Source organism: Actinomadura sp. WMMA1423 (assembly GCF_006547145.1).
GTDB lineage: Bacteria > Actinomycetota > Actinomycetes > Streptosporangiales > Streptosporangiaceae > Spirillospora.
Map to the genome: position 1 here is coordinate 3315512 of NZ_CP041244.1, position 25726 is coordinate 3341237.

Here is a 25726-nt window from a genome sequence, read left to right on the forward strand (position 1 = left end):
CCGCCATGCCGGAGTCGCCGGGGCCCAGGGCGCGGCATCCGCGTGATCCTCCGGACGGATGATCTTTTGGGTTGCACTTCTGGCCTGGTCAGGGACGGTATGGCCCAGTGGCGGCATCCGGTCGTCACAGAACAACCACCTGTGTGGCGTGCAAGGCAGGGCGCCACAGGTCAAACAAGAAGGAGCAGCAGCTCATGAACGCAGATAGCAACGTGCTCACCTTCGTGTCGGAGGAGGGCAAGAAGGCCTGGGAGGCCTTCGCACAGAACCCGGAGCGCGCCGTCGTCATGCTGGACGGGGACGGGACGATGTGGGATGTCGTCAAGTACCCGACCATGCCGAACGTCGACCGCCGGTACCGCCCGGTGCTCGACGGACTCGTCGCGCAGACCGGCGTCACGGGCATGCTCACCGGACGGTCGGTCGAGCAGGTCCGGAGCTTCGGCCTCCTCGGCGACGGGCTCCACGTGCTCGGGCAGTTCGGGTGCGAGTGGTACCACGACGGCCGGCTCACCCAGCCGGTCGACCGCCCGGCCACGCTGGACGTGGTCGACGCGATGCTGCCCGAGGTGTTCGCGCAGGCCGGCCTGGCCGACGCGAGCATCGAGGACGTGAAGTCCCACTTCCGCGCCATCCACTACGCGGCCGGCACGGACGACAGCACGGTCGCCGCGCTGGTCGCCGGCCTCACGCACCTGGCCGAGGAGACCGGCCTGGTGTGCCTGCCCGGTCACAACGTGATCGAGCTGGGTCCGAAGGTCAACAAGAGGGACTCCCTCGCCTGGTTCGTCGCCTCTCTCCCGTGGGAGCCCTCCGTGGTTCTCTACGCGGGTGACAGCGAGCCGGACCTGGCGGCCTTCGACGTCCTCGACGGGCTCCGGTCCAAGGGCGTCCCCACCCTCAAGGTGGGCACGTCCGGCAACACCGCCGTGAAGGCGCGCTCCGATCTGCTCGTGCGCGGCCCACTGGGCACGCTCACGATGCTGCTGAGGCTGCGCATCATCACCCAGCGGTGACCACCGCGCCGTAGTCGCCGACTGCGGCGCAACCACCCCACCCGTGGCCCCTGGAGCGATCCAGGGGCCACACTTCGTGCGGGGCCGTCGAGGCGTCCTGTCAGCTCCCTTGCCACCGCGGTGCGCTCTCGTACGGTCCTTGACGAGCGCCTGTCCGGTCGGCGCGACGAGGACGGGGGATCGCGATGCGCGAGCTGGTCGCCGGTGGGAATCTTCCGCTGCCCGGCGGGGCGGTCTCGATCGAGGTGCCGGGGCCGTTCGACCTGTCCGCGCTGATCACCGGCGACGACCGGAAGGTGAGCGGCGACCAGGACTTCGTCTTCTACAACCAGCCCTCCGCTCCGGGGGCCCGGCTGGGGGCCGGCGCCGTGGTGGTGGAGCCGTCGCGGCTGCGGGCCGGAGCCAGCCGGGTGACGGTGGTCCTCAGCGCGGCCGACCCCGGGACTCCACTGAACCGCCTGCCCGCCCCCGCGCTGCGGGCGGTCGGGAGCAACGGCGCGGTGGTGGCCCGGTTCAGCCCGCCGCGCCCGGCGACGGAGACCGTCCTGCTGCTGGTGGAGGTCTACCGGCGCGGAGACCAGTGGAAGCTGCGCGCCATCGGCCAGGGGTACGCCGACGGCCTGGCCGGGCTCGCCCGCGACTTCGGCGTCGACGTCACCGACGACGGCTCCGCGCCTCCTCCCCCGCCTCCGGCCATGCCACCTCCGCCTCCCCCGCCCCCGGCCATGCCACCTCTGCCCCCGCCCCCGCCGGCCGTCGCCCGGCCCGCGCTGCCGCCGGTCTCCGTCCGGCATCTGAACTCCTTCGCCAGCGAGGTCGGTTCCCGGCGCTCCCGGAGCGGGCTGCCGCCCGTCACGCTGGACGGCCGGCTGACCGCGGCCGCGCAGGCGCACGCCGCGGCCATGGCGGCGCAGCGCAGGCTCGACGCCGACGGACCGGACGGCATGTCGGTCTTCGACCAGGTCACCCTGCACGGCTACGTCTACCTGACCATCGACGAGCAGTTCGTGTCGGGTCCGCGCTCGCTGGAGGAGTTCACCCGGTACTACCTGGACGGCGGGCAGGCGGTGGACGCCCTGCGCAACGGAGAGCTCTGCGACGTCGGCATCGGCCACGCGACCGGGAGGGGCCGCGACCGCGACCTCTACTGGACGATCCTGTGGGCGGCGCCGTTCTCCCCGGCCGGCCGGTCGCGCTTCGCCGCCGAGGTCGTCTCGCTCACCAACGCCCACCGGGCCGCCCACGGGCTCCGGCCGCTCGCCGACGATCCGTGGCTGACCGCGGCCGCCCAGGCGTACAGCGAGGACATGGTCACCCGCCGCTTCTACTCCCACACCTCCCCGGAGGGGACGCAGCCCTGGGACCGCGCCCGCGCCGCCGGTTCCACGCACCTCGGTATCGGCGAGAACATCGCCTGCGGCCAGCGCTCCCCCGCCGAGGTCGTCCAGGGCTGGATGGACAGCCCCGGGCACCGCGCCAACATCCTCAAGCCCGACTTCACCCATATAGGCGTCGGCTTCCAGGGCGGCGGCAAGGCGGGCACCTACTGGACGCAGCTCTTCGGTTCCGCGTAAGCGTTCCTCGCATCGCGTTCCCAGGTGACGGCCTGAAGGCATTGCCGTCCCCACCGGGCGTTTTCCTGTGAGTCCTCCCCAGATCGTCTAGTTCCGGCACCGCGGTTGCCGTTGCACCTCCGCTCCGCACGGTCATCGCTGCCTGCCGAGTCCTCGGGACCGGCAGATACCGCCTCAACCGACAGAGGGAGACGACCATGTCCCTATCCAACAGGGCCCGCAACACCCGGGTCCTACCCGCCGTACTCGCGTGGCTCATCGTCATCGCAGCCGTGTGGGGCGTCTGGTGGACGCAGCCCGAGGCGACCATCACCACTGCCACGGGCGTGATCACGGCGGCGAACGCCATCGCCGCCCTGCTCTTCCTGGTGGCCCTTCGCTGCCCGCGGCTCCGCAGGACGGCGGGCGTCCGCCGAGCGGGCAGAGCCGAGGTCGCCGCGAGCCTGGCGAGGTACCAGAAGGAGATCATCCGGATCGCGATCTACCCGACGCTCGGCACCATGGCGATGCTGCTGGCGTTCGGCCTGAACCAGGACCTGGTCGTGAAGGCCGAGAACCTGGACTGGACCGCGCTGAGCGTTCCGCTGCTCCTCGGGGCGGTGGGCTTCTGCTACATCAAGACCGCGGAGGCGATCCGGTCCGCGCGGCGCAAGGCGACGAGCGACGTTCCCCACCCCGTGCTGAGCGTGGTGGCCGGGAGCCTGCTCACCGCCGTGGTCAGCCTGCTGGCACTGCCCTCCGTGGGCCTTGCCACCTTCCTGACCTGGCAGATGGTCCTCGCCTGCGCCATCGCGGGGGCCACCACGTTCGTCGCCGAACTGATCACCCTGTGGGCGGTCTCCACGACGAAGAACTGACCGAACGCGCTGCGAGGCGCACCCAACGAACCCGGGCGGGGAGGAGCCATCCTCCCCGCCCCCTTCGTTTCTCCGCTGATCCGAGACCTCAGGTTTCCCATTGGGCAATTAGAGAGCACCACCTCATTGCACCTTTCGAGTGTCTCGACACTGTTCTCCTTGACTGGCTCCTGAAGTCAGTCGGTGTCCTGGCCGCGTGCGGCCGGGATGTATCCGAGGTTCCCGAGGAACCGACGATGCGTCCTGGCCGATCGGTCATGGACGCATGGCGGTTCTTCGGAACCACCACCTGTGCCCCGGCTAGGCCGGGGCGCCACGCAAAGAGGGGTTCCTCATGTCAGAGGAAGCAGTATCCCGCGGCCTCCGTCTGGTCGGCGGCGGGCTGATCGTGCTCGAACTCGCGATCCAGCAGGCAGGGTTCGGAGTGAGCAGCCGCGTCGATCCGCTGGCGGCGGCGCTGTGGATGTCCATCTTCGGCAGCGTGCTGCTCGTCGGGTACGTGCTGCTCGTCGAGTACGTGCGCGGGAAGGGAAGTCTCGGTATCACGGAGTTCGGCGCCGAAATGTGGGTGCCGATCGTCCGCACCGCCTTCTCGAACGGCGTGATCGGGGTGGCCTACGTCATCGCGGTCGCCAAGCTCGGCCTCGGTGTGACCGCTGCGATCGTGGCCCTCGGGCCACTGTCCGTCGGGTTCTGGGGCATCCTCAAGAGCCTCAAGGACGAGCAGCGTTCTCGCCGGGTATGGGCCTGGGAGCAGCTCGCACTCCGGGTCGCGGCCTTCGGCGGCGTCGTGATGGTCAACCAGCCGTGGCACTGGCTGGACGACTTCAGCGCCGCCACGCTCATCGGTCTGGTCGCCGCGGTCGCTTCGGCCGTGTGCTTCTGGAACTACATCGTGTGCGTCTTCGGCAAGATGGACGAGACGAAGACCAAGGGAGGGTTGGCCGTCGCCAACGTCCTGTCGGTCCCGCTCACCGTCTTCGCCGTCTGGCTCACCGGGAAGTTCATGGGCGGCGGCCTGCAGGTGGCGTTCTCCAAGGACGTCATCGTCACCGGGGTGATCGCCGGTGTTCTCGCGATCACCGTCCCCGCCATTCTGCAGGACTGGGCCACCGGCAAGGTGAGCGACCGGGTGACGGGGGTCCTGTACCTCCTGGACTCCCCGATCGCCGCGTTCATCGGCGTCGCGGGCGTGTTCTTCGGGCTCCTGTCCGACAACCAGGCCGCAGGTCTCTGGGTCTGGGGCGGGATCGCGATCGTGGTCCTGGCGGCACTGCGCGTCACGCTGAAGGGCGACCAGCCCAAGAGCGTGATCGCCAGCGCCTGACGTGGCCGGCGGCCGTCTGATCGTTTGACGGGCCGCTGACCTCACTCCTGAGGCGGGAACGGAGCACTGCTCCGTTCCCGCCTCTTCGCGTCCCCGCTGGCCGTGTTTTTTGTTATCTCCGTTACACAGACGTCATTTCGATTCGCACTTGCCAATTCTCCTCCGATCGGCACAGTCAACTATGCGTGGCTCAACCACGTGAGTGGCTTCCGAGTCACGTCGTCCGGGCTAGGTCCGGGCGCAGCACAACCCACAAGGAGGTGTGCCATATGGCACGCCCGGAATCCGGCGGTCTCATCCGCTGGGCAACCGAGTCGGATCCGGCAGGGCCCGGCTCGTCCCGCATCACCCCGGTTCTCTTGGGACGGGAGCGCAACCTGATCACGCCGAACTGGCTGTGGTCCCCCGAGCAGATGAAGGGTGCCTTCGGGCTCCTGGACTTCGGCTCGGGCAAGACCTCGACCAAGGCACGCCGAAAGGTCGTGGACCTGGCAACGGGTCTGAGGCTGACGGCGGATCCGGAAGCCGTCGCGGACGGGAGCTTCATCTACGAGGTTCGCTACAGGAAGAACCTCTCCGTGTACGTGCAGGGCGCCTACGCTGGGTTCAACCTCGGCAGGGCCTCTGAGCACGTGCTCATCTCGGGCGAACCGGGCAGGGTCCTGGCCGACAGGCCGGAGACCGTGTCCATCGTCCTGGGTGGCTGCAACGGCTCCAACAGGGCCACGATCTCGACCAACCATGAGGGCCGGCGGACCGCGTTCCAGCTCGGCTCGCACGGTGCGGAAGGGACCGTGGAGGAGTTCATCGTCTCGGCCGGATTCGACCGGCGGCTCTCCTTCTACGAGGAGAACCTCGCGTACCTGGCGGCGACGTTCGCCGGGAACGCGATGGTCCACTCCCCGGAGAGCGTCCGGTACTCGGTCGTGATCGATGTGCCGTGGAGGGCCTACTGGCTGTACACGCTCACGGCGATGCAGCAGGAGCAGATCTCCGCCCGCGCCTACGACCGGTGGCGCGACGAAGTCACGTGGCGATGCCGCCTCGGGAGCAGCCGCACCGTGGACGTCCTTCGGGACGTCCTCGGCGACCGCTTCGACCCGGGGCAGATCATCGACCGTGACGAACTCGAACCGCTGGACCAGATCCTGGTGGAGATGAAGCCCGGGCGGCACGCCCCGGCCCTCCAGGAGCTGGTGAACATGATGCGGAACTCGGGGGACGAGCTCTGGAACCTCATCCTCGACCCGGAACTCCGGACGAAGGTGAAGTTCGCAGGCAAGCCCCTCGAACCGGAGCTCAGCACGGTGCAGGAACTGTGCGGAGCCTCCTACGTGGTGGCGGTCCTCCGTCGGATGCTCGACGGGGCCGTCATGTCGGTCAACGACTACGTGGAACAGACCATCGAGCACTTCGTGCAGGAGTGGACGAGGGTCCTCACCGAGCACGGCAAGCTCACGTTCCGCGGCGGTTCGTTCGCCGTCTACCCCTTCTCGCATTTCGTCCCCCAGGAACTGGGGGCCGTCATGTACCGCAAGGACCCGGGACGCGTCGTGACGGTCAATGACCGGCTCGGCATCTCGGGGCTCCACTACGGAGAGTGGGTCGACCCGGTCGACCTGCTTCCGGAGAGCTACCTGCGGTAGCCGCCCAGCGGCCACTGAAGGGAACCACCGTCTCCGGTGGAACGGCCACGGCCGTTCCACCGGGGACACCCGCACTTCCTCCTGCCGGAGGGAGTGAGTGAAACGGTGCCCCGGTGGGGACGGCTGACGCCGTTCCCGCCGGGGCATCTATGGTTTGAGCCCGGCTGCCGAATTGCGCCAGAAAGCGCCCCACGTCGTCGACGTGGGGCGCCTCGTGTCCGGCGTCCGGGGCCCTGCCCAGTTATCGCAGGGCCGTCCAGACGCATTTCGGGTGATCCGGCAGGGGAATGGCCAGATCAGGCTGGCGTTCGAGGAGTCCCGCGTCGAAACCCTCGTCGCCGGGGAAGCCCTCGGCGCCCTCGGCCCAGATGAGCTGGCGGTACTCGGGCAGTTCGCCGCCGTAGAACGCACGGGGGATGCGCAGCAGCGGCGATCCGTACCAGCTCTGGTGGACCCTGACGGTCTTCACCTTCAGGGACGTCAGCTGGGTGTCGACCTCGCCCAGTTTCGGCAGGCCGTATTCCATCGCGATGACGGCCTTCACGAGGATGTGACGGCGCTCGCCGCGAGACAGGCCGCAGATCACGAATTCCGGAGACCGGAAGGTGTGCCATTGGCCCACGGTGCAGGACCAGGCCCGCAGATCGTCTCCCGTCATCGTCCAGCGGCCTTCGTTCACCCACGTGACGAGGACGTCGACATCCGGGTCGCCCGTCTGATTCCTCTGGTGAATCAGACAGGCACATGATGTCCGATCAGGATCGGTCATCGATAACGCCTCCCTCTTGTTTGTAGTGACTCACTGGAAACCGTCCGGGGACCGCCGCACCCGACCACGCATGCCCGGACACGGGGCCGGTACCGGCCGGGCGCGACGCGCGGGGCGGTGGGATGGACGAGCCGCGGGGGGTGATTCCCGGACGGTCGGGAGGGAGGACCGATGACGAGTGGGATGCGATGAAGAATGATGAGCCGGACTACTACGAGCTCCTCGGCGTGGAGCGGACCGCGACGGCCGAGGAGATCACGCGGGCGTACCGCCGGGCGATGCGCGCGGTGCATCCCGACGCCAGCGGCACCTCCGGGCTGTTCCGGCTGGTCAAGGCGGCGTACGACACGCTGAAGGATCCGGCGGCGCGGGCCGCCTACGACGCTCGCGGCGGGAGGGTCCCGCCCGAACCGCCCCGCTCGCGTCCAGAGCCCGAACCGGCCCCCGAGCCCGAGCCGCCGCCGCGGCCGGGGGCGGGGGCAGGGGCGGGGGCCGGGACGCGACGGGAGGGGCCCGCGGACGGCCGCTCCTCCGGGCCCGGTCCCTCCTTCACGAAACCGCAGCAGGCCGCGCCCGGAGCGCCCCCGCCCTCCTCGCCCCCGCGCGTCCGTCCCCGGTTCGGCGCCCACTGGATCCAGGTCGCGGCCGTCGCCGTCTGGTCGGTGGTGTTCGTGGCCGCGGTGTACGCGCTATGGCCCTCCGGGCTCCCGGTCGGGTTCCTCCTCCTGCTGGTCCTCCCGCTGGTCGCGATGCCGCTCATCGCCCTGGAGGCCACGCTGCGGTCCCTGTCCTGGCTCTGGGCCGTGTGCGTGCTGACGTTCGCGGGAGGAGCCGCGCTCGCCGCGAACGAGGCCGACGGCGGCGGCTTCTGGACGCTCTGCGCGGCACTGGTCGGGCTGGCCGCGGGGGCCGCGGGCCTGGCCGCGGCGCCGCACCTCGTCCGGAAGGGCCGCGAACTCGACCGGCTGATCGCCCCCGACTCGCTCGACTACCAGATCTTCAACGTGCCGGGGGCGGGTCTCGACGGCGACGTCGCCCGCCAGGTGGTGGCGCGGGAAAGCGCCTCCGGGCTGGAGAGGCTCGCCCAACTCGACGGGGTCCGGATCGTGCACGCGCTCACGGCGCCGCAGCCGTCGGGGCAGGCGCCGCACTATGTCGAACACGTCCTGCTGCGGGGCGACCGGCTCGCCGTCGTCATGGCCCGCCGCTGGCCCGCCGGAACCTACGCCTGGACGAGCAAGGGCACGCTCACGACGGTCGGGCGTCCGTTCCCCCGCGGCGACACCGGCATCGGCGCCGCGGTGAAGGAGCTCCGCAGGGTGGTGCCGCGCGGCGTGCGGGTCCGCGGGTTCGTCGCCGTGCTTCCGGACGACCCCGCGCGCTCGCCCAGGGTGAAGTTCCCGGAACCCGAGCACGGCGACCTGCTCGCCGGTGACCTGGAGCAGGTCCGCGAGCGGATCGCCGCCTGGCTCGCGGAGAGCGACCCGGTCGTGGACCGGCGGCTGCTCGCCGCGCTGCTGCCCCATCTCCGCCACCCCTGAGGAGCCGGGACCTCAGCAGAGCGGAGCGCGTCCTTCGGTGGCGCAGAGGTGGTGGACCGCCTCCGACACCGTGCGGACCGGAACGACCCGCAGGCCGGTCCCCCTGGCCGCCGCGACCGCGTCGGAATGCTGCCAGACCGGCACGAGGAACACGTCCATGCGCGCCTTCACCGCCGCGCGCACCTTCTCGGGGACATCGCCGACGCCGGTCACCTCGCCGTCGAGGCCGATCGCGCCGGTTCCGGCGACGCGTCGCCCGCCGGTCAGGTCGCCCGGGGTGAGCGCGTCGAGGCGGGCCAGCGCCAGGACGAGACCGGCCGACGGTCCCTCGACGGGGCCGAGGGGGTAGGCGGTGAGCGAGGCGGTGGGGCCGGTCTGCGTCGCGGCCAGCCGACCGACGGGAATCCGCCGGACCTCGGCCCTCCCCCACGTGTCAGCGGCCATGAGCGGGACGACGAGCACGTGCACGGTCCTGCGCCCGGCGGTCGCTGTCTCCAGGTCGGCCGGTGCGCGCAGCGGGGCCAGGTCGTCGCCCGCGCCCGCCGCGAGGAGGACGTCGCCGGGCCGCAGGCCGCCGCCGCGGGCCGGCCCGGACACCGCGGCCACCTGCAGGCCGGCGGCACTCACCGGCGCCCGCCCGGCGGCGAGCTGGGCGGCGACCAGCGCGGCGTGCGTCTGGGCCGTGCTCATGGCGTCGCCGACCGGCGCCGGACCGGTCCCGCCGCCGTGTCCGCCGCCCCGCCCGCTTCCGGCGTCCCGGATCACGCGTTCCCCGGCGAGCTCGGCCTTCCCCCACTGGAACCAGTTGCTGCGCTGGACGCGGGCCGTCGTCACCGACCACGATCCGCCCTCTGGGCGGCCGACCTGGATCGCCGGCCCGGGACCGACGCGGTTGTAAGGCGAGCCGCTCATCCCGAAGACCGTGAGCACCACGAAGGCCGCGACCACGCCGTACAGCACACGGCGGCCCAGCGGCACACCATCCTGTTCCCTGCCACTCCGGATGACGGTCGCACCCCCGTTATCATGGCGCCATGGCGCGGATCCTGGTAGTTGATGATGATGCGCGTCTCGTCAAGCTCGTGTCGGGTCTGCTGCGCAAGCGCCATTACCAGGTGGAGTCGGTGGCCAACGGCGAACTGGCCCGGCTTGCGCTGCGCCGCGGGGACATCGACCTCGCACTGCTGGACATCAACCTCCCCGACATCGACGGCCTCTCCCTGATCGACCAGTTGCGCGACCAGGGGAACACCACGCCGATCATCCTGCTGACCGCCCGCGCCGAGCCGCACGAGCAGGCGCTCGGGCTGCGGCTGGGAGCGGACGACTACGTCGTCAAGCCCTTCCACCCGGAGGTGCTGATCGCGCGGATCCAGGCGCTGCTGCGGCGCAGCGCGGGAAGCATCGCCCGGCACGTCGGCGAGACCCGCGGCGACCTGCTCGACATCCCGCCGGTGCGGGTCGACTTCACCGCCCGGCAGGTGTTCCGCGAGGGGGCGGAGGTGCGGCTGGCGCCCATGGAGTACGCCGTCCTGGAGTTCCTGGCGGTGAACCGCGGCCGGGCCGTCTCGAAGGAAGAGATCATGCTGCACGTGTGGGGCACCGACCGGGGGGTCTCCCGGACGCTGGCCGAGCACGTGTCCCGGCTGCGCCGCAAACTCGGCGACGGCGTGATCGTCACACGGACGGGTTTCGGGTACCTCATCCCGGCCGCTCCTGAGGATTCCGCAGCCACAACTCGGTGACCAGGACGTTCTGCGCCTCGAGCCGGCACCACATCTGGTCGCCGTCGGACTGCATGGTGGCCCGCCACCGGGCCAGCCCCAGATGGTCGCCGACCCCGCTGGTCACCCGCGCCGGCCACGGCAGCCCGATCCTCGTCCGCATCGGTTCCAGATCCGAGCGGGTCAGGTGCCGGGCGACCGAACGCACGGTGTGGACGGTGAAGTCGCCCTCGTCCCGGGCCGACACCTGCTGGTGGGCGAGCGCGCCCAGCAGCGCGGTGTGGGTCCGGACGGTGTCGGCCACGATCCGGGCGGCCTTCTCGCCGGGCGACCGCGTCTCCTCCAGTTCGGTGAGGAGCCGGGCGAGCCCGTCGATCGCCGAACCGAGCAGTTTCGCGTCCTCGTCCCGGTTCCTGGAGGCCGTCTCGCCGAGCAGCCCCGCGGTGACCGAGGCGATGGTGAGCTCGCCCGCCATCCGGTGGGCGAAGCCCCGGGTGAACCTGTCATGCCACAGCTCCGGCGGCGTCTCCACGTCGTGGCCGATGATCACCGCGGACGCGGCGGTCAGCGGGATCGCGGTGAGCGACCCGCTGGTGTAGACCGACCGCCACGTCAGCGCCTGGCCGGCCGCGACGAGCGTGTCCCGGTCGAGGGCTCCGCCCTCCGGACCGCACAGATCCTCTACGCCGCCGGGCGGGACCCCCGCCGGGGCGTGCACGACCACCGGGACCACGGCGGTCTCCCTCAGGCCTTCTCCGCGGCGGCCTTGTCGGCCACGAGCTGGTCGAGCGCCTCGCGCAGGTCGGTGCCGGTCTTGACGACACGGACGTAGTGCCCGGTCAGCCGCCCCGCGAGCTGGGCGTTCAGGCCGCCCTCGCCGATGCCGCCGGAGAGCTGGTGCTCCTCCACGGCCACGACCGCGTTCCCGCTCTCGGCGAGCGCGTCGGTGACCTGCACCGGGTTCATGGCGTTGACCAGGAAGGCGGCCGGGTCCCTGGCGTACTCGATGATCTCCAGGCGCTCCCTGCCGTAGCCGACGTTGAGCAGGTTCTGCGCCCCCTTGAGCCGGCTCGCACCGCGGCCGATGCAGGCTCCCCGCGCGTCGACGCCGGCGACGGTGGGCGCCACGGCGATCTTCGTCTTGGTCCCGGCGACGCGGGCGATGGCCTTGATGACGACCTTGCCGTTGAGCAGCTCGTCGACGAACCCCGCCAGCAGGCGCTCGACCAGCTCGGGCGCCGTGACCGAGAGCATGAGCCGCTCGGAGCCCGGGTCCGCGCCGGCGGCCACGCCGACGACCAGAGCGACGACCTTGCCGCCCGGCGCCAGTTCGGGCGGGGCGACCCCCTCGGGGAGGTCGAAGGCGTCGGCGCGCGGCAGAAGGGCGTCGCGGGCCTCCCCGGTCGCGACGTCATAGACGGCGCAGCGGAATCCGTCCGGCCCGCTCGACCTGATGTGTGCGGTCACCGTCGTCCCGACGAGCGGGGACTCCAGACCGAGATCGCTGAGGATCGTTTGCACCGTCACTCTTCCTTTCGTCGGCAGACGGGGCCCGTGGCACCGCCTGTTCTCACCGCAGCCTAAGCGCGTACCCCCTGACCTCTAGAGTCCGTCAGATCCGAGATCCGCAACCCGACGCGGCGAACTGGTTGCGAGTTCCATGATCGGGCACACCGGGCGCACACCAAGCAGCCATCAACATGGCAACAGAAGATCTATAGCAGATCAATTTCCTGTCAACGAACTTGTCACCGCGCTTTCGCTCCGGACAGTTGCCCCCTCTCCCGGCAAAGCGCTCAACTGCGATCTTCCGTCGGGGCCCCCCGGCGCCCGCCCCATCGCCCGCGGAAAGGGAGCCTCGCGACCGTCCGACGGGCCTGCGAACGTATCAACGATCTGTTTCAGCTCCGACCGTTCCCGGGCCGTCCGGCATCGAACGTGCATAGCTACAACTCCAGCCTCGCTATCCCGACCAGCCGAGGGAGACGGATGGACATCGAGCAGCCAGCGCGCGGCGAGCGCCCCACCGCCGACGAGTTCCGTACCCGCAACGACGAGCTCTTCGCCCGGCGCCAGGAGCTCCAGGAGCGGCTCACCGCGCTGCGCGCGCGGGCCGACACCGGTGAGCTCGACATGCTCTCGGAAATGGTGCTGCGGCGGGTCGAGCGCGAGTTCGAGGACCTCACGCTCGAGATCATGATCGCGAACTTCGGTCTCGTGCGCAGGTACGTCACCATGTTCACCTCCAAGTCCAGCGAGCACATCGAGGACTTCGAGAGCGCCGGGAAGGTCGGCCTGCTGTGGGCGATCGCCTCCTACGACCGCGCCCGAGGCCCCTTCGCCAGCTGGGCCTTCAAGCCGATCCAGCGGGAGGTGCTGCGCGCCGTCCGCGACGCCGACCACCCCAACCTCAACCCCGGGGACTTCGAGAAGCGCCCGGCCATCCTGGCCGCCGAGCGCGCGTTCCTCGAGGAGGCCGGGCCGGACGCCCCGATCGACCACGCCGACATCGCCCGCCGCGCCGGCGTGACCGAGGCCCAGGTGCGCCGCGTGCTCGACGCCCCCCGGCTGGACAGCCTGCACACGGTCGCGGGCAGCCCGGGCGAGGACGAGGTCGCCTGGGAGGACCGGCTCCCCGACACCTCTCCGAGCCTCGAGGACGAGGTGCTGCTCCGGTTCGATCTGCGCGCCCTCAGCAGCCGCGGCTTGCCGTTGCTCGACCCCCGCGAACGGTACGTACTGACGCGCCGGTTCGGACTGGACGGTGAGCCTGAGCAGGCGTTGCGCGTCATCGGCGAACGACTCGGGCTGTCCCGCGAAGGGGTGCGGCAGATCCAGCAGAAAGCGCTGGCCAAGCTGCTCCAGCCGGTCGTCGAGACACCCGAGGGCACCCGGAGAATCGAAGGACGGGCAGGATGAACGACGGGCGGGACCACGCGGGCGGCCCCGGCGCGGGAGCGGGCGGCGGTGCCGAGGAGGCGACGCCGTGGATCATCATCGATGACACCGCGGACGCCGCCGGGCAGGAGCCGAGCGCCGCGCCGCCGGCGACCGGCGCGAAGCCCTCCGCGTCCGGACGGCCCAAGGAGAGCCCGAAACCCGCGCACAGCGACCCTTGGGCGTCTCTCGGGACCTGGGACTCCTGGAGCACCGCCTCACCGGCGCCTTCCGGGGCAGGCAGCGAGACTTGGAGCGGTCCCACAGCCGCTCCCGGCACGCCCGCTCCCGGCACGCCCGCTCCTGGCATGTCCGCTCCCGGCGCTTCCGCCCCCGGCACGCCTGCTCCCGGCTCCAGCGCCCCCTTCGGCCAAGGGAACACCCGCCCCGCCCCGCCGGAGAGCGTCCCGCCAAGCCCCCAGCACAGCGTCCCGCCGACCCCGCCGACCCCGCCGACCCCGCCGCAGAGCGTCCCGCCGAACGCGCAGCCCGGTGTGCCGCCGAACCAGAGCGTGCCGCCGGTTGCGCCCGGTACTCCCTACGGCGCCCCGGCGGGTCCCCCGCATGCCACCGCACCCGGTGCGGGCTACGGAGCCTCGAACGCGGCCGGTGCGGCGCCCGCGGCGGCACCGCCCGGCTTCCCCGAGGCCGGTGGCGCGTTCCCGTCGGCGCAGACCCCGCGCGGGGCGCAGGCCGCCGACCAGAGCGGCAGCGCCGGTACCGTGCAGAACGCCTGGTTCTTCGACGAGCACACCGGCGATGACGTCCACCCGGAGATGACGCAGGACGCCGCGGCAGGAGGCGCGGTCCGCCGCGGGCTGCCCGGTCGGCTGCGGGGGCCCGGCACCTTCGAACTCTTGCCCACGCTCATCACCGTCTTCATCGCCTGCATGGGCGTCCTGCTGGTCACCGCCTCGCTCATGTGGCGCCCGGACGTGCCGTAGCCGATCCGCGGCACGCCGGGGAGTTCGGCGGACGTCGCGACCCGGCCGGTCAGGCCGGGGTCGCGTGCCAGAGGCTCCGCATCGTCTCCCGTGCCTCCTCCGCCGCGCCGAAGACGCGCGGAGCGCGGTCCAGGACCTCCCCCAGATCCCCCGCCGAGCACACCCAGACGCCGGCGGGCGTGGAGAACGGCCGGTTCCGCATCCCCGGCACGCACACGACCGCCAGGACCGCCCTGCCGCCCAGCTTGCGGGACAGCCTCCGCGCCTGGTTGGCCGCCTGCCGGGCCGGGTCGCCGTGCAGCACGCGCTTGCCGACCCGCATGGTGCCGCCCTCGGCGGAGACCCGGCCGTGCCCCGTCTTCACCTCGATCGCCGCCACCCCGCAGCCGCGGGTGAAGACCACCGTGTCGCAGTCGCCGCCGCGGGACCCGAGCACGAGTCCGTAGGCCGCGGCGAGCGAGTCCGTGCGCCGGACGGCCGTGCGCACCTCGCGCTCGGACCGCGCGCCCACCGCCGACCGGCGGGCCTGCGCCAGGGACCGCGTCGCTCGCAGCCACGCGTACACGCAACCCGCCGCCGCGGCCGCCCCGGCGACGGCCGCCGACGCCCTCAGCACACTCCCGTCCGACAGGAGCGCTCCCAAGAGGGCCCCCAGGGCCGTGAGAGCCAGCGTGGCGGCCCCGGCCGCGTAGGCGACCCCCAGGGTCCGGTGACGCCACATCTGCCGGGAGACGAAGTCTCCGGCCCGTCCGACCTCGTACATGGATCTCCCTTGGACGCCCGTCTCGGGCGTCGCTGATCAGGCCCGCGCGCGGAGCCGCTTGCGGCGGGCGCGTTCGGCGTCCGCGCGGCGCGGCGTGGGGCGGCCCTTCGCGTCCCGCGCGCCGCGCGGCGCCCCGTCGCCCGTGCGCGGGCCGCCCCGGCGCCCCCGGAAGTCCTTCAGCGCCCTGAACCAGATGACGCCCTGCTCCGACCCGTCGCGGATCACGTCCCGGACCTCGCGGCCGAGCCGCCGGACGAGCCGCCAGATCGTCAGCGCCAGGCCGGCGATCATGAAGTTGAGCACCGCGGCAAGCCCGGCCACCTGCCCCCAGGCGGCCGCCTCGCGCACCCCGCACCGGCCCGTGCTGAAGAGTCCGCCGGGGCACTCGCCCGGCACCAGCACCACGAGCGCACCCGCGGCGGCGGCGAGGGCGCACAACGCGGCCGCGGCGGTGAAGCGGCCGATCGTCTTCTTCCAGCGCCGGTGCAGCCGCACGTTCAGCCGGACGACCGCGGCGGCGAAGACGCCCGCCGCTCCGGCGGTCACCACGTCCCCGGCGTCGAAGGTGACCACGTCGCCGTACTGGAGGATGAGCAGCCCGATCGAGAGGCCCGCGAGGACGAAGCCGAGCAGCACGATGATCGAGGCCTCCAGCGCGACCGGCAGCACGTCGATCCGCCGCCTCCGCGCCTCGTCCTCCGGCGGGGCCCCGTCCTTCGGGCGCGCCTTGTCCTCCGGCCGCGCCCCGTCCTTCGGGCCGCGTCTCGGCGGCCTCACACCCGCCCCCTCGTCCCCTGCGGCGCCTCCAGGGGAAGTGTCTCCGGGACGCCCTGCGGGGCGGGCGGCTGGTACCGCTCCATTTCCTGCTTCCGCATCGGGATGATCACGTATTCGACCCGGCTGGCCGGCTTGTTGACCCGCAGGTACCCCTCACCGGTGCCGAGGGCCCGCAGTTCCTTCGGGAAGACGATGAACTGCTCCTCCCCCATGGCCTGCAGGTTCTGGGTCTGGCCCGTCTGGTCGACCCGTTCGCCGAGCTTGTTGTTGTCGCGCATGCCGAGGAACTCCGCGCACTTCTCCGCGGCCTCCGGGGAGGACTGGGCCATGGCGACCAGCCAGTTGATGTTCTGGGTGAGCCGCGACCAGTCGTCGCCGTCCTTGTCGATCCAGTCCGTCGGGCCCTGGGTGCAGAGGATCATGCTGAACAGCGCGGACCGGACTCGCGAGAGCATGTTCATGGCGATCTCACGGTCGATGAAGTTCGCCTCGTCCACCACGATCAGTCGCGGCCGGTCCTTGGGTGCGCGGCCCTGGATCCGCTGGGCGGCGTACACCGACAGCCGCTGCAGCGCCGAGGAGGAAAGGATCTTCGACATGTCGGGCTGGCCGAGGGAGTTGAGCCCGATGTAGGTCAGGCCCTCCCGCCGGACGTCGATCATCTGCCGGTCCTGGGCCGGGACCAGGATGCGGCGGCCCGCGCCGGAGTCGTACAGCCCGGTCAGCTTGGTGCCGAAGCTGGCGGCGGAGGCCGCCTCGTCACGGGACGGCCGGAGCACGTTGGTGTAGCGCTCGGTGCAGGAGCCGAAGCCGCGCACCGCGTCGATCGCGAGCACCTGCTCCTTGACGGCGCCCTTCATACTCTCGCCCTGCTCCATGATCTTGCCGATCTCGAGCATGTTGGGCGGCGCGAACCGGTCGGGCGCGATCTCGGCGGCCTCGTGGAGCATCTGGACGACCTGCTGGAGGACCTTGCGGTTCAGCGCCTGCCAGTACGCGTCGTCGAACTCGACCATCGTCATGATGGTGTCGAACGCCTCGTCGGCGGACATGCCCGCGAGGGCGTTGAACCAGAAGGCCGGCTGCTCGTCGCCCAGCGCGATCTCCTGCATCGGCATGCGGTGCGTCTGCGCGTAGGCGCGCAGGAAGTCGCGCAGACCGCCCGGCTCGGTGTCCTCCTTCATGTCGAGGACGGTGACGTCGAAGCCCATGTCGAGCGCCGCCCCGATGATCCACATCAGCGTGACGGTCTTACCGCTGCCGGTGGAGCCGACCACGGCCCCGTGCATGCCCATCTCCTGGGCGCTCAGCCATACAGGACGGTCGTTGGCTCCGAGCCCGAGGGGGATGGTCTTGGCCTTGAGCGGCGTCTTCCTGGCCTTCTCCGTGGCGTACGGGCCGTGCACCGCCGGGATGTCGGCCACGGTCACCCGCGTGGAGACCCGCTTCTTCAGCATCTCCCGGCGGCCGTCCCGGGGAGTGATCGGATCGTCCGCCAGTTCCTTCTGCCGGAACCAGGTGCCGTCGAGGATGTCGAAGAACTTCTTCTTCTTGCGGAGGAAGGACGAGAGCGCCATGATTGCCGACCCCCGGGCCCTGCCGACGATCATCCCCAGCAGGCCCGCGAGCACCGCGGTCAGCGACAGCAGCACGGTGACGGGCACCTTCCCGGGCTGCCCCGGGCCGAAGTCCGCGAAGCTGGCCAGCCAGTAGCCGTACGCGTACGCGTTCTCCTTGGCCCGCAGGGCGAATCCCACCACGCCCGAGAGCATCACGATCGCCCAGTCCCGCTTGGCCAGGAACCGGCGCAGCAGGATGAGCAGCACCCAGGCGCAGAGGGCCGGGATGAGCACGGTCAGGATGACCGCGAACACCAGGAGGACCACGGTGGGAAAGACATAGCCGCCACCGGCCAGGTCCGTGGGCCTGCTCTCCGGCCCTCTCGGGTCCGCCACGTTCACTCCTTACGCTGGGAGGCCTGCGTCAGTTGCCGCTGTTGCTGACCTTGTCGACGCTCGTGAAGATCTTGCCGACGAGGTCGCCCATCATGTTGACCCCGGTGAGCGTGAGGTTGAGGTTGAACAGAAGGCCGCCGATGAGCAGACCGAAGATGAGCGACTTGAACGCCTCGCCCGGACGGCCGCGGCCGATGCCATTGATCATCCGGAACACGGCGAAGACCACGATGACGACCGCGACGGCGCCGCAGATCGCGACCAGCGCCTTACCCGCGGGCGAGTCGTTCAGGAAGCTGTTGGCACCTGTGTCCCCGATCGGTGCCGCCAGTACGTAGAAACCAGGAGCCGACATCCTCATTCCCTCCATTTTTGGGAGTTCCCGGTCAGTTGTTGAGTGCGTTGAAGTAGGGCTGAAGATCCGCCGCGGAACCGGCCGGCCCCCAGGCGAGCACCGGGGGCTGGGCCCCGTTCGCGCCCACCAGAAGATCGAAGTCGGCGAAGCTCGTGAATGGGGGAACGTTGCCCTTCTTTCCAGAAACCGTCCCGACCGGCTGCGCTTTGGCAAGCATGAGCCGCACCCGGACGATGAGCTGCGCGTCGGTGGATTTGATCGCAGAGAGGATCTGCACGGCCTGGGACGAGTTCGCCAGGCCGAAGCCCGACAGCCCCTCGTAGCGGTGCGCGGCGTCCTGGTCGCCCGTGACGGCCAGCAGGCCGGTCGAATCACCGGCGGCGTACGCCGCCGCCCACCGCAGAATCTGGTTTTTGGACGCGTCGCTGACATCGACGGACAGCGAGCCGTAATTGGTGTAGTCGCCCTTTCCCTTCGGCTTGCCCGCTCCGTTCTTCCAGACCGAGAAGCCGGGCGCGGCCGCCAGCCGCGGCCCCGAGGGGTCGAGGAGGACCGTCACGTCCAGCTGGAGCACGTCCGAGGCCGCCGACGGTGACGGCGACGCATCGCCGCCGGACGGGGTGGGACCCGACGAGATCGTGGGGCTGCCCTGCGGGGAGGGCGTGGACCCGGCGGACGGCGTGGCGGTCACTCCCGCGGCGGACGCCGGACCGCTCGGCGACGAGGACGGCCTGCCGCCCTGCGGCGCGGACGGAGCCTGGGTGGCGCCCTGCGCCGGGGCGTCCAGCACGACGAGGAAGTGGTGGACCTCGAAGTCGGTGAAGCCCAGCTTCTCCGACCCGAAATGCTGCGGGGAGAACCCGACCCAGCTCAGCGAGCGGTAGGCGAGCGGTGTGCCGGTCCCGCCGGAGGTCTGCTCGACGTACGCCTCCTCCGGGTCGAAGGTGTCGGCGTGCGGAACGTCCTGCTTCTTGGCCGCCAGGAAGTTCACCGCAGCGGTGTAGGCCAGGTCGCGGCCCTGCGGGTCCACCCCTGACAGGTCGGGCTCGTTGCTCCCCTTGGCGAGGGCGATGACCACGGCGACGAGGCTCAGCCCCGCGGCGAGGAAGAGCGCACTCAGGATCCTCCTGGCCCGCCTGCGAGCGGTCGGCTCACTGGAACGCCGGGCGGGCACCATGGTGAAACGAGTGGGTGACTGTTCCGGCATCGTCCCTCCTCTATTTGTCACGCTGCAGCCAGGACCGTGCGGCCCTCACACGGATGTGCAAGTACGGGCCGGCTCACCCGCGGCGGCGATCGCCCCGGGCGCGGCCGCGTCCGCTGGACAGCCGGGTGGACGCCGTCAGCCCGCGGCCCTTGCGGCGAGGCGTGCGCAGCCGGTTCGCCCCGGGGATCTCCTGCTGCGGGTAGCCGCGCGGGTCCCAGCGGACGGCGTCGACCTGAACGCCTCCGGGGAGCATGCGGACGGTGCCCGCGGCGGTGCGGCGCAGCGGCGCGATGCCGATGTACAGCCGGACCTGCCGGCCGTCCACGTAGAGCCTGCGGGTGCGGGTCCCGTTGATCTGCAGCCCCAGCCACGTCGCCAGCGACTCCCCTTGCAGCGGGGACAGGTTGACCGTCGCCCAGCCGGCCGCCCCGCCGAGCACGGGGCCGTACATCAGCGCGTTCAACCCCGGCCCCAGGACGAAGAAGGCGATCAGGAAGCCGGCCGCCGCTCCGATGACCACCGCGATGAGCGTGGTCAGCCTGACCGTGCGCGGCAGGGTGATCTCCTTGTTCAGGCTTCCGATCACCGCCGGGGGCGGCTTCAGCATGTTGGTCGCGGCCAGCATCGCCGGCCCCCTGACGCGGTCGTCCTCCTCGCTCATGCCTGGGACCGTGCGCGGTCGCGGCCCGGACGCCATAACGATTCGCGACACATCCCCGTCAGCCGGTTGCCCTGACCCACTCGCGGGCGACGGTCAGAGACATGCCGAAGTTGACCGACTACGCCCGCCAGGGCTTCCGGCGGCGCCGCCTGGCCAAGGAGACCGAGCTGCCCGAGTGGTGGAACATCGCGGTGTGGGCCGGCGTCGGCGGCATCGTCCTGATGCTGGTGGTCGGCGCGGTGCTCGACCGCGGTGATTCCTCCGGCGCCGCCACCGCCGCGAACCAGGCGCCGCGCTACCCGGTCCAGACGCTCGATCCCCGCGCTCTCAGTGCCTCGCCCACCCCGGACGACACGACGCCCACCGCGCCCGCGGGCCCTTCGCAGGCGCTTCCGACCGGGGTCTCCGCGAAGGACTTCACGGCCACCGCCGCCGCCAGGGTTCTGATGACCGGCGGCGGCGCGACGGTCGTCCCGGCCGGCGCCCTCAACGTGGCCTCGGCCGCCGCCAAGGCCACCGTGAGCGGCGACTGGAAGGGCATCCCCTTCATCGGTACGGCGCGGCCGTCTCCGGCCAAGGTTCGCATGCCGCCGGGATCGGCGGTGAAGGGGATCACCGTCGCCGATCCCACCAGGACCGGCAACAGCCAGTACCTGTTCAGCGCGACGATCACGCATCCGGGTGGGGCGAGGCCGGATGTCGTGGACCTCCTCGTCGAGCCCGACGGCGACGGATACGCCATGCGGGCGGGCTAGCGGCTCCGCCCGGTACCGCGGGACCCCCTTGCCCCGACCGCGAATCCTCGGACGGTCATGTTCGATCATCTCTCGCGCCGGGGGGTGAGTGGAGAGCCGAGCATGGCACCGGAACCGAGGTAGCGGCTAATGCCCTGGATGGACGAGGACAGCAGCCCCTGGAAGGGCTCCGAGAGCTCACCGCCGCCTCTGGAGGGCGGTGAACTGCTCGGCGACTCGCCCTCCGCTCCACCCGAGCAGGAGGGTCCGCCGCCGTCCGGGTCGACGGCACCGCAGCCGGTGGCGGAGGGCGCGCTTCCGGACGACACGGCCGTGCTCGAGCCGGAGGATGTCGCCGCACTGGAATCCGACCCACGGATCGCCGCAGCGGCTCAGCAGCCGCAGAACTCGGCGGACATCCTCGCCGCCCAGTCCGCCGGCGACCGCGGCGTGGACGGGCAGGGGATCAATCCCTACGGCGACGCGGCGCTCCGGGGCGGGCAGGTCAACCTCACCAAGCTCAATCCGCTCACCGGGCGCGGCGCAGCCGCCAACGGCGCCCTCGGAGGCGCCGCCGGAGGCGCCGCGAAGGCTCCGGGCAAGGACTCGGAAAGCGGCGAGAACCGCTGGGACGGAATCAAGCAGGCCGCGGGCGCCGCGGCCAAGGACGCCGCGACGAACGCCGCCGAGGAGGCACTGGGCCAGTTCGGCCTGACGCTGCCGAAGGGTGACACCACAGGCAAGAAGGTCGCCCACGGCACGGGCCAGGGCGCCAACTTCGCGCTCGCGCGCGCTGCCGACGCCTACGCGCCCGGACTCTACGACAGGCTCATGGGCAACAGGTTCGTCCGCTGGCTCGGGGTTCGCAGCATGAAGAACTCCGTCGCCGGGATGGCCGCCCGGGCGCTGGCGCCGGATCACACGGAGGCGTTCTTCGAGGGCTTCCAGAGCAAGTACACCAAGGACAAAAAGCAGAAGAACAGGAAGGACACGGCCAGCGGCTCGGGGTCGAGCAGCGAGACCGAGCGGGGCAAGCTCAAGGTACTGCTGGCCGTAGGACTGCCGATCTTCGCCGCGTTCCTGTCCATCGTTCTGATCGCCGCTCTGATCCTGGGCGTCGGCATGGACGACGACGTCCCCGAGTCCCAACCCGAGCAGGCCTCGGACGTGAAGGTCGCCGAGTACTTCCCCGGGAACTGGCAGCAGATCCTCAAGAAGGCGTCGGAGCAGACCTCGGGCAACGCGCAGGACTACTCCGAGGTCCCCTGGACCATTCTGGCGGGTCTCGCCAAGGCGCAGACCGACTTCGCCCGCTACAGCCCGTACGACAACATCGACCGCGACCCGGGCCGCAAGTCGAAGGAGGTCCCCGGCGGGAACGGCTCCGGCGACGGCGGCGGCGTGGACGTGAACGTCAGCAACACCGTCGGCGCCGGTCCGGGCCCGGTCCAGGGGGTGACCGGCCCGGGCTCGGCCGCCACCGTGCCCGGCACCGAGAACGGCCACGTCGCGCCGCCGGACGGAGATCTCAGCCACCAGCTCGGCTGGTTCCTCTGGGCCCTGCGGATGCAGGAGTCGGGCGGCCACTACGACCGCAGCGCCGGGACGAGCAAGAGCAGCGCCTGCGGCGCCTACCAGTACATCACCAGCACCTGGAACAACTACAGGGGCTACGCGAGAGCCTGCGACGCCCCTCCGGAGATCCAGGACGAGCGGGCGAAGCGGGACATCCTCCAGAAGTGGAACAAGTACCACAAGTGGCAGCCGGTGGCGGTCGACCACTTCACGGGGAGCTGGGGCCCCTACCCGGAGAAGTGGGACCAGTGCCCGGCGGCGTGCGACTTCAACCCGACGGCCTGGAAGTACGTCGACGGCGTCATGACGAAGATGCGGGCCGCGGCACAGGCGCACCCGGCCGGCTCCGGCGGCGTCCAGCCCGCCTCGTTCCGCGCCGCGCCCGGCGGGCCCTCCGCGACGACCGCCGCGCTCCGCGCGGATTCGGGGACGGCGGCGAGCCCCGGCACCTACGCCTGGGGATGCGACGTCCCCAACCCGGACCCCAAGATCGGGGGCAAGGGCAGCCAGGGCTCCGGACCGTACCTGCTCAGCCCCGCCGCCGCGGGACAGATGCGGCTGCACGGCCTCGATCCCCAGAATCCGTGCCAGTCCTCGTACTTCGTCGCCTTCGAGCTCGTCAAGGCGGCGGAGAGGGTGCACCGCGACCCGAAGAGTCCCCAGTGGAAGCCCGACGGCGACGAGAAGGACCAGGCGAACGCCCGCAAGTACTGGAGCAAGGTCATCGCGACCTCCGGCATCTTCGTGGAGCGCACGGCCAACCCCGACGGTCCCTGCGCCGTCCCCACACCGGACGACCCGGAGAAGCCCTGGTCGATCAGTTTCAAGATCATTTCGATCTGGCGCTGCGAGACCAACCGCATCCAGGACCTCTATCTGGTCACCGGCGGGAAGTACATGGAGGGCCAGTTCAAGTACTCCGTACAGGACAACCGGGCCGCCGCCGTCGAGACGCTCGTCAACGAGGCGATGTCGGTCAGCTACGGCGCCGGCAAGTGGAAGACCGAGGGGTGCGACAACGGCAAGGACTCGCGCCAGGGCATCTTCCCGATGACCAAGAAGGAGGCGGAGGAGGCCGGCGTCGAGGACCGGTGCGATGTGGACAAGAACATCGCCGGGGCCGCCAAGCTGGTGCTCTCCGTCGAGAAGGTCCCCCCGGAGGAGCGCCCGCACGACCTCGGCGTCTTCCAGCCGATGATCGGCGGCTGGCAGAAGCTCAGCATCGCCATGGGCACCGACCTCGAACTGTTCTCTCTGATCGGCCCCGGCCAGAACACGTTCGAGGGGACGGACGAGTGCACCGCGGTGATGAGGAAGTTCCTGACCGACATCGCCCCGTACGCGAACGAGTTCGCCTCGCTGAAGAAGCCCCCGGGCATCGACACGGTCTACAGCGAGTGGGAGACGAAGCTCGAGAATCTGGAGAAGGCCCACGGCATCACCGACCCGGGCAGCGACCCCAAATGCATGATCGGGTCCTGGGCCCCGGGATACAACGCCACCCTCGCCCAGATCGCCGCGGGACTGACGGACGGGGCGAACTCGGCCAATCTCAACGGCTTGGGCAACTACTACCAAGGCCGGGAGGACGCCAACACGGAGATGCCACCGGTCGTCGGTGAGGACACCCTGGTCATCCCGCGTCTGGCGCTGCGGCCGCTGAAGCCGGTCGGCGCGCCGGTGGGCGAGGACGCCGCCGAGGCATGGTCCCGGCTCGGGAACACCGAAGGGGTACTGCTCCCCCTGGAGCAGGTCGCCGTCGAGTACGCCTGGTTCTTCGGCGGCGTCATCCCCCCGTTCGACAGCGCCGGGAAACTGATCGGATCGCTCGCCACGGGCGGGGGGGCGATCGAGAACGTCGGCACCACCCAGACGACGGTGGGCCCCGACGGCTGTCCGATAGAGGTCGGCACAAGGGCTCTGCACGATGGAGTAGTGAACAAGGCGACGAATCCCGACCAGATCACTATCCACAAGCTGTGCGTGGACTCGGTGGCCAAGGCTCGCACCCCCCAGGCCGCAATGGCCATCAAGTGGGCACTGAACCATCTCAACTGGCCCTACGCCCCGCTCGACTCGGGAAAGCGCAACGACCCGGGCTGGGCAGACTGCTCCAGTTTCGTGTCCAGGGCCTATCGCGATAGCGGCGCCATCCCGAACCTGTACCCGAAGGGCAGCAACGCCCCCGTCACCGGGACCTTCCGGGAAGTGAGATGGATGCACAAGATCCAGATCAGCCAGGCGAAACCCGGTGATCTGGTGGAGCCCCACTCCGGCCATGTCGCGATGCAGCTCGCCGACGGCTACAAGGTGCACACCAACCGGACCGGAGACGTCTCCAAGGTGGAGCGCGCCTACACAAGCGCCTACTGGGTCGGCTGGGTCGACGCCAGCAAGGTGTGAAAAGCTCACGGTGACAGCCGTCGATTCCATGTGATCATGATCACTGGAATCGACGGCGCCGCCATTTGCATTATGCTGGCGGGTCCGTTCAGGGCGCCCGTCGAATACCTGGAAGGCCCATCGTTCGCTTGCGCTTATGAGGCGCTGTGCGCGACAATTGATGAGCACATCGCAAACAGAGCCGACCCGGCCTGTTTGCGTCTCATCAGACGCGTACAGAGGCCGGGTCCATCATCCGGCTTCTCGCGCCTTTACCGAAAGGACAGACCGTGAACAGCGAGAAGCCCAACAACCGACGCTTTCTCCTCGCCATCCTCGCCGCGATCGTTCTGCTCACCGGCGTGGGGGCCGCTGTCGCTCTGACGGCCGGCTCGGACGGTGACGACGACCGACCCGGCACCGTGACCACGACCAAGCCCCCGGAGGCTCAGCCCCGTCCGGTCATCGCGATGGTCGAGCACGGCGAGCAGCACGCCATGCTGGCTTTCCGTGTGATGCCGACCGGTCAACTGACCGGCCTCCATGACGGCGAGCAGGCGAAGTACACGCTGGTGCACTTCGACGGCCAGGGCAAGGTGGTCAAGGAAGAGAAGTACTTCGGCGGCACGGGCCAGAACACCACGTTCCAGTTCCAGGGCCTATACGACGAGGCGCCCCTCTCCGCCCACATCGTCGGAGACGGTTCACCGAACGCGAAGCTGCACTTCGACGACACCTTCGGAGTGGAGGAGTACGACTGGACGATCATCCCCTCCGAGGACAAGTTCGACGCGGCGGTCAAGAAGTACGCCGAACGGTTCAACGACTGCTCCAAGAAGCAGGACGTCAACCCCTGTGAGGGCGTGGCTTGATCGCTCGCACGGGCACAGGGCCCCTCGACCCTGTGAGGACGTGACTTGAACGCCGACAACAGCAGCCGGCCTCCACCCCGCGACGGGGTGGAGGCCGGTTCCGTTCTCGG

Annotated in this window: 22 protein-coding genes; 12 read left to right on the forward strand and 10 right to left on the reverse strand. The window is 70.7% G+C overall.

The features are described 5' to 3' along the window. Positions 1 to 194 precede the first annotated feature (194 nt). From FKD65_RS15405 to FKD65_RS15425, 5 genes are all read left to right on the forward strand, one after another. Positions 195 to 1016, forward strand: a complete 822-nt coding sequence (locus FKD65_RS15405) for a trehalose-phosphatase (RefSeq protein WP_141578158.1) — start codon at positions 195 to 197, stop codon at positions 1014 to 1016. 185 nt (positions 1017 to 1201) lie between these two features. After that, the gene (locus tag FKD65_RS15410) at positions 1202 to 2590 is read left to right on the forward strand and encodes a CAP domain-containing protein (RefSeq protein WP_141578159.1); all 1389 of its coding nucleotides are present in this window, start codon (positions 1202 to 1204) and stop codon (positions 2588 to 2590) included. Positions 2591 to 2787: 197 nt separating this feature from the next. After that, entirely contained in the window at positions 2788 to 3447 is a 660-nt protein-coding gene (locus tag FKD65_RS15415; protein WP_141578160.1) for a hypothetical protein, read from the forward strand. 334 nt (positions 3448 to 3781) lie between these two features. Beyond that, positions 3782 to 4774 carry a hypothetical protein gene (locus FKD65_RS15420; RefSeq protein WP_141578161.1) on the forward strand — a complete coding sequence of 331 codons (993 nt, stop codon included), beginning with the start codon at positions 3782 to 3784 and terminating at the stop codon, positions 4772 to 4774. Positions 4775 to 5043: 269 nt separating this feature from the next. Further along, on the forward strand, positions 5044 to 6420 hold the full coding sequence (locus tag FKD65_RS15425; RefSeq protein WP_141578162.1) for a hypothetical protein: 1377 nt from the start codon (positions 5044 to 5046) through the stop codon (positions 6418 to 6420). Positions 6421 to 6661: 241 nt separating this feature from the next. Here the strand turns inward: FKD65_RS15425 and FKD65_RS15430 are convergent, their stop codons facing one another. Then, complete coding sequence (locus tag FKD65_RS15430; protein ID WP_141578163.1) at positions 6662 to 7189, reverse strand: DUF4262 domain-containing protein; 528 nt, start codon at positions 7187 to 7189, stop codon at positions 6662 to 6664. A gap of 188 nt (positions 7190 to 7377) precedes the next feature. On the opposite strand from FKD65_RS15430, the gene FKD65_RS44910 reads away from it, so the two are divergent. Then, positions 7378 to 8730, forward strand: coding sequence for a J domain-containing protein (locus FKD65_RS44910; protein WP_205718672.1), 1353 nt, complete (start codon positions 7378 to 7380; stop codon positions 8728 to 8730). A gap of 12 nt (positions 8731 to 8742) precedes the next feature. On the opposite strand, the gene FKD65_RS15445 is transcribed toward FKD65_RS44910, so the two are convergent. After that, the gene (locus FKD65_RS15445) at positions 8743 to 9708 is read right to left on the reverse strand and encodes a S16 family serine protease (RefSeq protein ID WP_141578164.1); all 966 of its coding nucleotides are present in this window, start codon (positions 9706 to 9708) and stop codon (positions 8743 to 8745) included. A 56-nt stretch (positions 9709 to 9764) separates the two neighbouring features. On the opposite strand from FKD65_RS15445, the gene FKD65_RS15450 reads away from it, so the two are divergent. Further along, positions 9765 to 10475 carry a response regulator transcription factor gene (locus FKD65_RS15450; protein ID WP_141578165.1) on the forward strand — a complete coding sequence of 237 codons (711 nt, stop codon included), beginning with the start codon at positions 9765 to 9767 and terminating at the stop codon, positions 10473 to 10475. On the opposite strand, the gene FKD65_RS15455 is transcribed toward FKD65_RS15450, so the two are convergent. Together FKD65_RS15455 and FKD65_RS15460 are read right to left on the reverse strand one after the other, a co-directional pair. After that, entirely contained in the window at positions 10432 to 11187 is a 756-nt protein-coding gene (locus FKD65_RS15455) for a hypothetical protein (RefSeq protein ID WP_141578166.1), read from the reverse strand. The two genes, FKD65_RS15450 and FKD65_RS15455, sit on opposite strands and share 44 nt — an antisense overlap. An 11-nt stretch (positions 11188 to 11198) precedes the next feature. Continuing rightward, a complete protein-coding gene (locus FKD65_RS15460; protein ID WP_141578167.1) occupies positions 11199 to 11981 on the reverse strand; it encodes a hypothetical protein in 783 nt (260 codons plus the stop codon). A 462-nt stretch (positions 11982 to 12443) separates the two neighbouring features. Here FKD65_RS15460 and FKD65_RS15465 point away from each other — a divergent pair, with 462 nt between their 5' ends. Then, positions 12444 to 13373 carry a sigma-70 family RNA polymerase sigma factor gene (locus FKD65_RS15465; RefSeq protein ID WP_141578168.1) on the forward strand — a complete coding sequence of 310 codons (930 nt, stop codon included), beginning with the start codon at positions 12444 to 12446 and terminating at the stop codon, positions 13371 to 13373. Continuing rightward, positions 13370 to 14335, forward strand: a complete 966-nt coding sequence (locus FKD65_RS44215) for a hypothetical protein (RefSeq protein WP_168221053.1) — start codon at positions 13370 to 13372, stop codon at positions 14333 to 14335. Before FKD65_RS15465 ends, FKD65_RS44215 begins: the two co-directional genes overlap by 4 nt. A gap of 49 nt (positions 14336 to 14384) precedes the next feature. Here FKD65_RS44215 and FKD65_RS15475 read toward each other — a convergent pair whose 3' ends face one another. The 6 genes from FKD65_RS15475 to FKD65_RS15500 all read right to left on the reverse strand — a co-directional run bounded on the left by FKD65_RS15475 (position 14385) and on the right by FKD65_RS15500 (position 20053). Further along, positions 14385 to 15098, reverse strand: a complete 714-nt coding sequence (locus FKD65_RS15475) for an NERD domain-containing protein (protein WP_141578170.1) — start codon at positions 15096 to 15098, stop codon at positions 14385 to 14387. A gap of 36 nt (positions 15099 to 15134) precedes the next feature. Continuing rightward, positions 15135 to 15875 carry a hypothetical protein gene (locus FKD65_RS15480; protein WP_141578171.1) on the reverse strand — a complete coding sequence of 247 codons (741 nt, stop codon included), beginning with the start codon at positions 15873 to 15875 and terminating at the stop codon, positions 15135 to 15137. Next, entirely contained in the window at positions 15872 to 17830 is a 1959-nt protein-coding gene (locus FKD65_RS15485; protein ID WP_141578172.1) for a helicase HerA-like domain-containing protein, read from the reverse strand. Before FKD65_RS15485 ends, FKD65_RS15480 begins: the two co-directional genes overlap by 4 nt. 28 nt (positions 17831 to 17858) lie before the next feature. Next, positions 17859 to 18185: a hypothetical protein gene (locus tag FKD65_RS15490; protein ID WP_141578173.1), complete on the reverse strand. Its 327-nt coding sequence runs from the start codon at positions 18183 to 18185 to the stop codon at positions 17859 to 17861. Between the two features lie 31 nt (positions 18186 to 18216). Continuing rightward, the gene (locus FKD65_RS15495) at positions 18217 to 19392 is read right to left on the reverse strand and encodes a hypothetical protein (RefSeq protein WP_141578174.1); all 1176 of its coding nucleotides are present in this window, start codon (positions 19390 to 19392) and stop codon (positions 18217 to 18219) included. A gap of 73 nt (positions 19393 to 19465) precedes the next feature. Further along, entirely contained in the window at positions 19466 to 20053 is a 588-nt protein-coding gene (locus FKD65_RS15500; protein WP_141578175.1) for a hypothetical protein, read from the reverse strand. Positions 20054 to 20154: 101 nt separating this feature from the next. Here FKD65_RS15500 and FKD65_RS15505 point away from each other — a divergent pair, with 101 nt between their 5' ends. The 3 genes from FKD65_RS15505 (at position 20155) to FKD65_RS15515 (ending at position 25616) form a co-directional block, all read left to right on the forward strand. After that, positions 20155 to 20808 (forward strand): hypothetical protein, encoded by a 654-nt coding sequence (locus tag FKD65_RS15505; RefSeq protein ID WP_141578176.1) that lies wholly within the window; start codon positions 20155 to 20157, stop codon positions 20806 to 20808. 138 nt (positions 20809 to 20946) lie between these two features. Beyond that, positions 20947 to 24765 (forward strand): NlpC/P60 family protein, encoded by a 3819-nt coding sequence (locus FKD65_RS15510; protein ID WP_141578177.1) that lies wholly within the window; start codon positions 20947 to 20949, stop codon positions 24763 to 24765. 269 nt (positions 24766 to 25034) lie between these two features. Continuing rightward, a complete protein-coding gene (locus FKD65_RS15515) occupies positions 25035 to 25616 on the forward strand; it encodes a hypothetical protein (protein ID WP_141578178.1) in 582 nt (193 codons plus the stop codon). Positions 25617 to 25726 lie beyond the last annotated feature (110 nt).

What these genes read in the sequence shown, in the direction of transcription:
- FKD65_RS15405 (WP_141578158.1), top strand. Translation starts at nt 195, where the DNA reads ATGAACGCAGATAGCAACGTGCTCACCTTCGTGTCGGAGGAGGGCAAG.
- FKD65_RS15410 (WP_141578159.1), top strand. Translation starts at nt 1,202, where the DNA reads ATGCGCGAGCTGGTCGCCGGTGGGAATCTTCCGCTGCCCGGCGGGGCG.
- FKD65_RS15415 (WP_141578160.1), top strand. Translation starts at nt 2,788, where the DNA reads ATGTCCCTATCCAACAGGGCCCGCAACACCCGGGTCCTACCCGCCGTA.
- FKD65_RS15420 (WP_141578161.1), top strand. Translation starts at nt 3,782, where the DNA reads ATGTCAGAGGAAGCAGTATCCCGCGGCCTCCGTCTGGTCGGCGGCGGG.
- FKD65_RS15425 (WP_141578162.1), top strand. Translation starts at nt 5,044, where the DNA reads ATGGCACGCCCGGAATCCGGCGGTCTCATCCGCTGGGCAACCGAGTCG.
- FKD65_RS15430 (WP_141578163.1), bottom strand. Translation starts at nt 7,189, where the DNA reads ATGACCGATCCTGATCGGACATCATGTGCCTGTCTGATTCACCAGAGG.
- FKD65_RS44910 (WP_205718672.1), top strand. Translation starts at nt 7,378, where the DNA reads ATGAAGAATGATGAGCCGGACTACTACGAGCTCCTCGGCGTGGAGCGG.
- FKD65_RS15450 (WP_141578165.1), top strand. Translation starts at nt 9,765, where the DNA reads ATGGCGCGGATCCTGGTAGTTGATGATGATGCGCGTCTCGTCAAGCTC.
- FKD65_RS15465 (WP_141578168.1), top strand. Translation starts at nt 12,444, where the DNA reads ATGGACATCGAGCAGCCAGCGCGCGGCGAGCGCCCCACCGCCGACGAG.
- FKD65_RS44215 (WP_168221053.1), top strand. Translation starts at nt 13,370, where the DNA reads ATGAACGACGGGCGGGACCACGCGGGCGGCCCCGGCGCGGGAGCGGGC.
- FKD65_RS15475 (WP_141578170.1), bottom strand. Translation starts at nt 15,098, where the DNA reads ATGTACGAGGTCGGACGGGCCGGAGACTTCGTCTCCCGGCAGATGTGG.
- FKD65_RS15490 (WP_141578173.1), bottom strand. Translation starts at nt 18,185, where the DNA reads ATGTCGGCTCCTGGTTTCTACGTACTGGCGGCACCGATCGGGGACACA.
- FKD65_RS15495 (WP_141578174.1), bottom strand. Translation starts at nt 19,392, where the DNA reads ATGCCGGAACAGTCACCCACTCGTTTCACCATGGTGCCCGCCCGGCGT.
- FKD65_RS15500 (WP_141578175.1), bottom strand. Translation starts at nt 20,053, where the DNA reads ATGAGCGAGGAGGACGACCGCGTCAGGGGGCCGGCGATGCTGGCCGCG.
- FKD65_RS15505 (WP_141578176.1), top strand. Translation starts at nt 20,155, where the DNA reads ATGCCGAAGTTGACCGACTACGCCCGCCAGGGCTTCCGGCGGCGCCGC.
- FKD65_RS15510 (WP_141578177.1), top strand. Translation starts at nt 20,947, where the DNA reads ATGGACGAGGACAGCAGCCCCTGGAAGGGCTCCGAGAGCTCACCGCCG.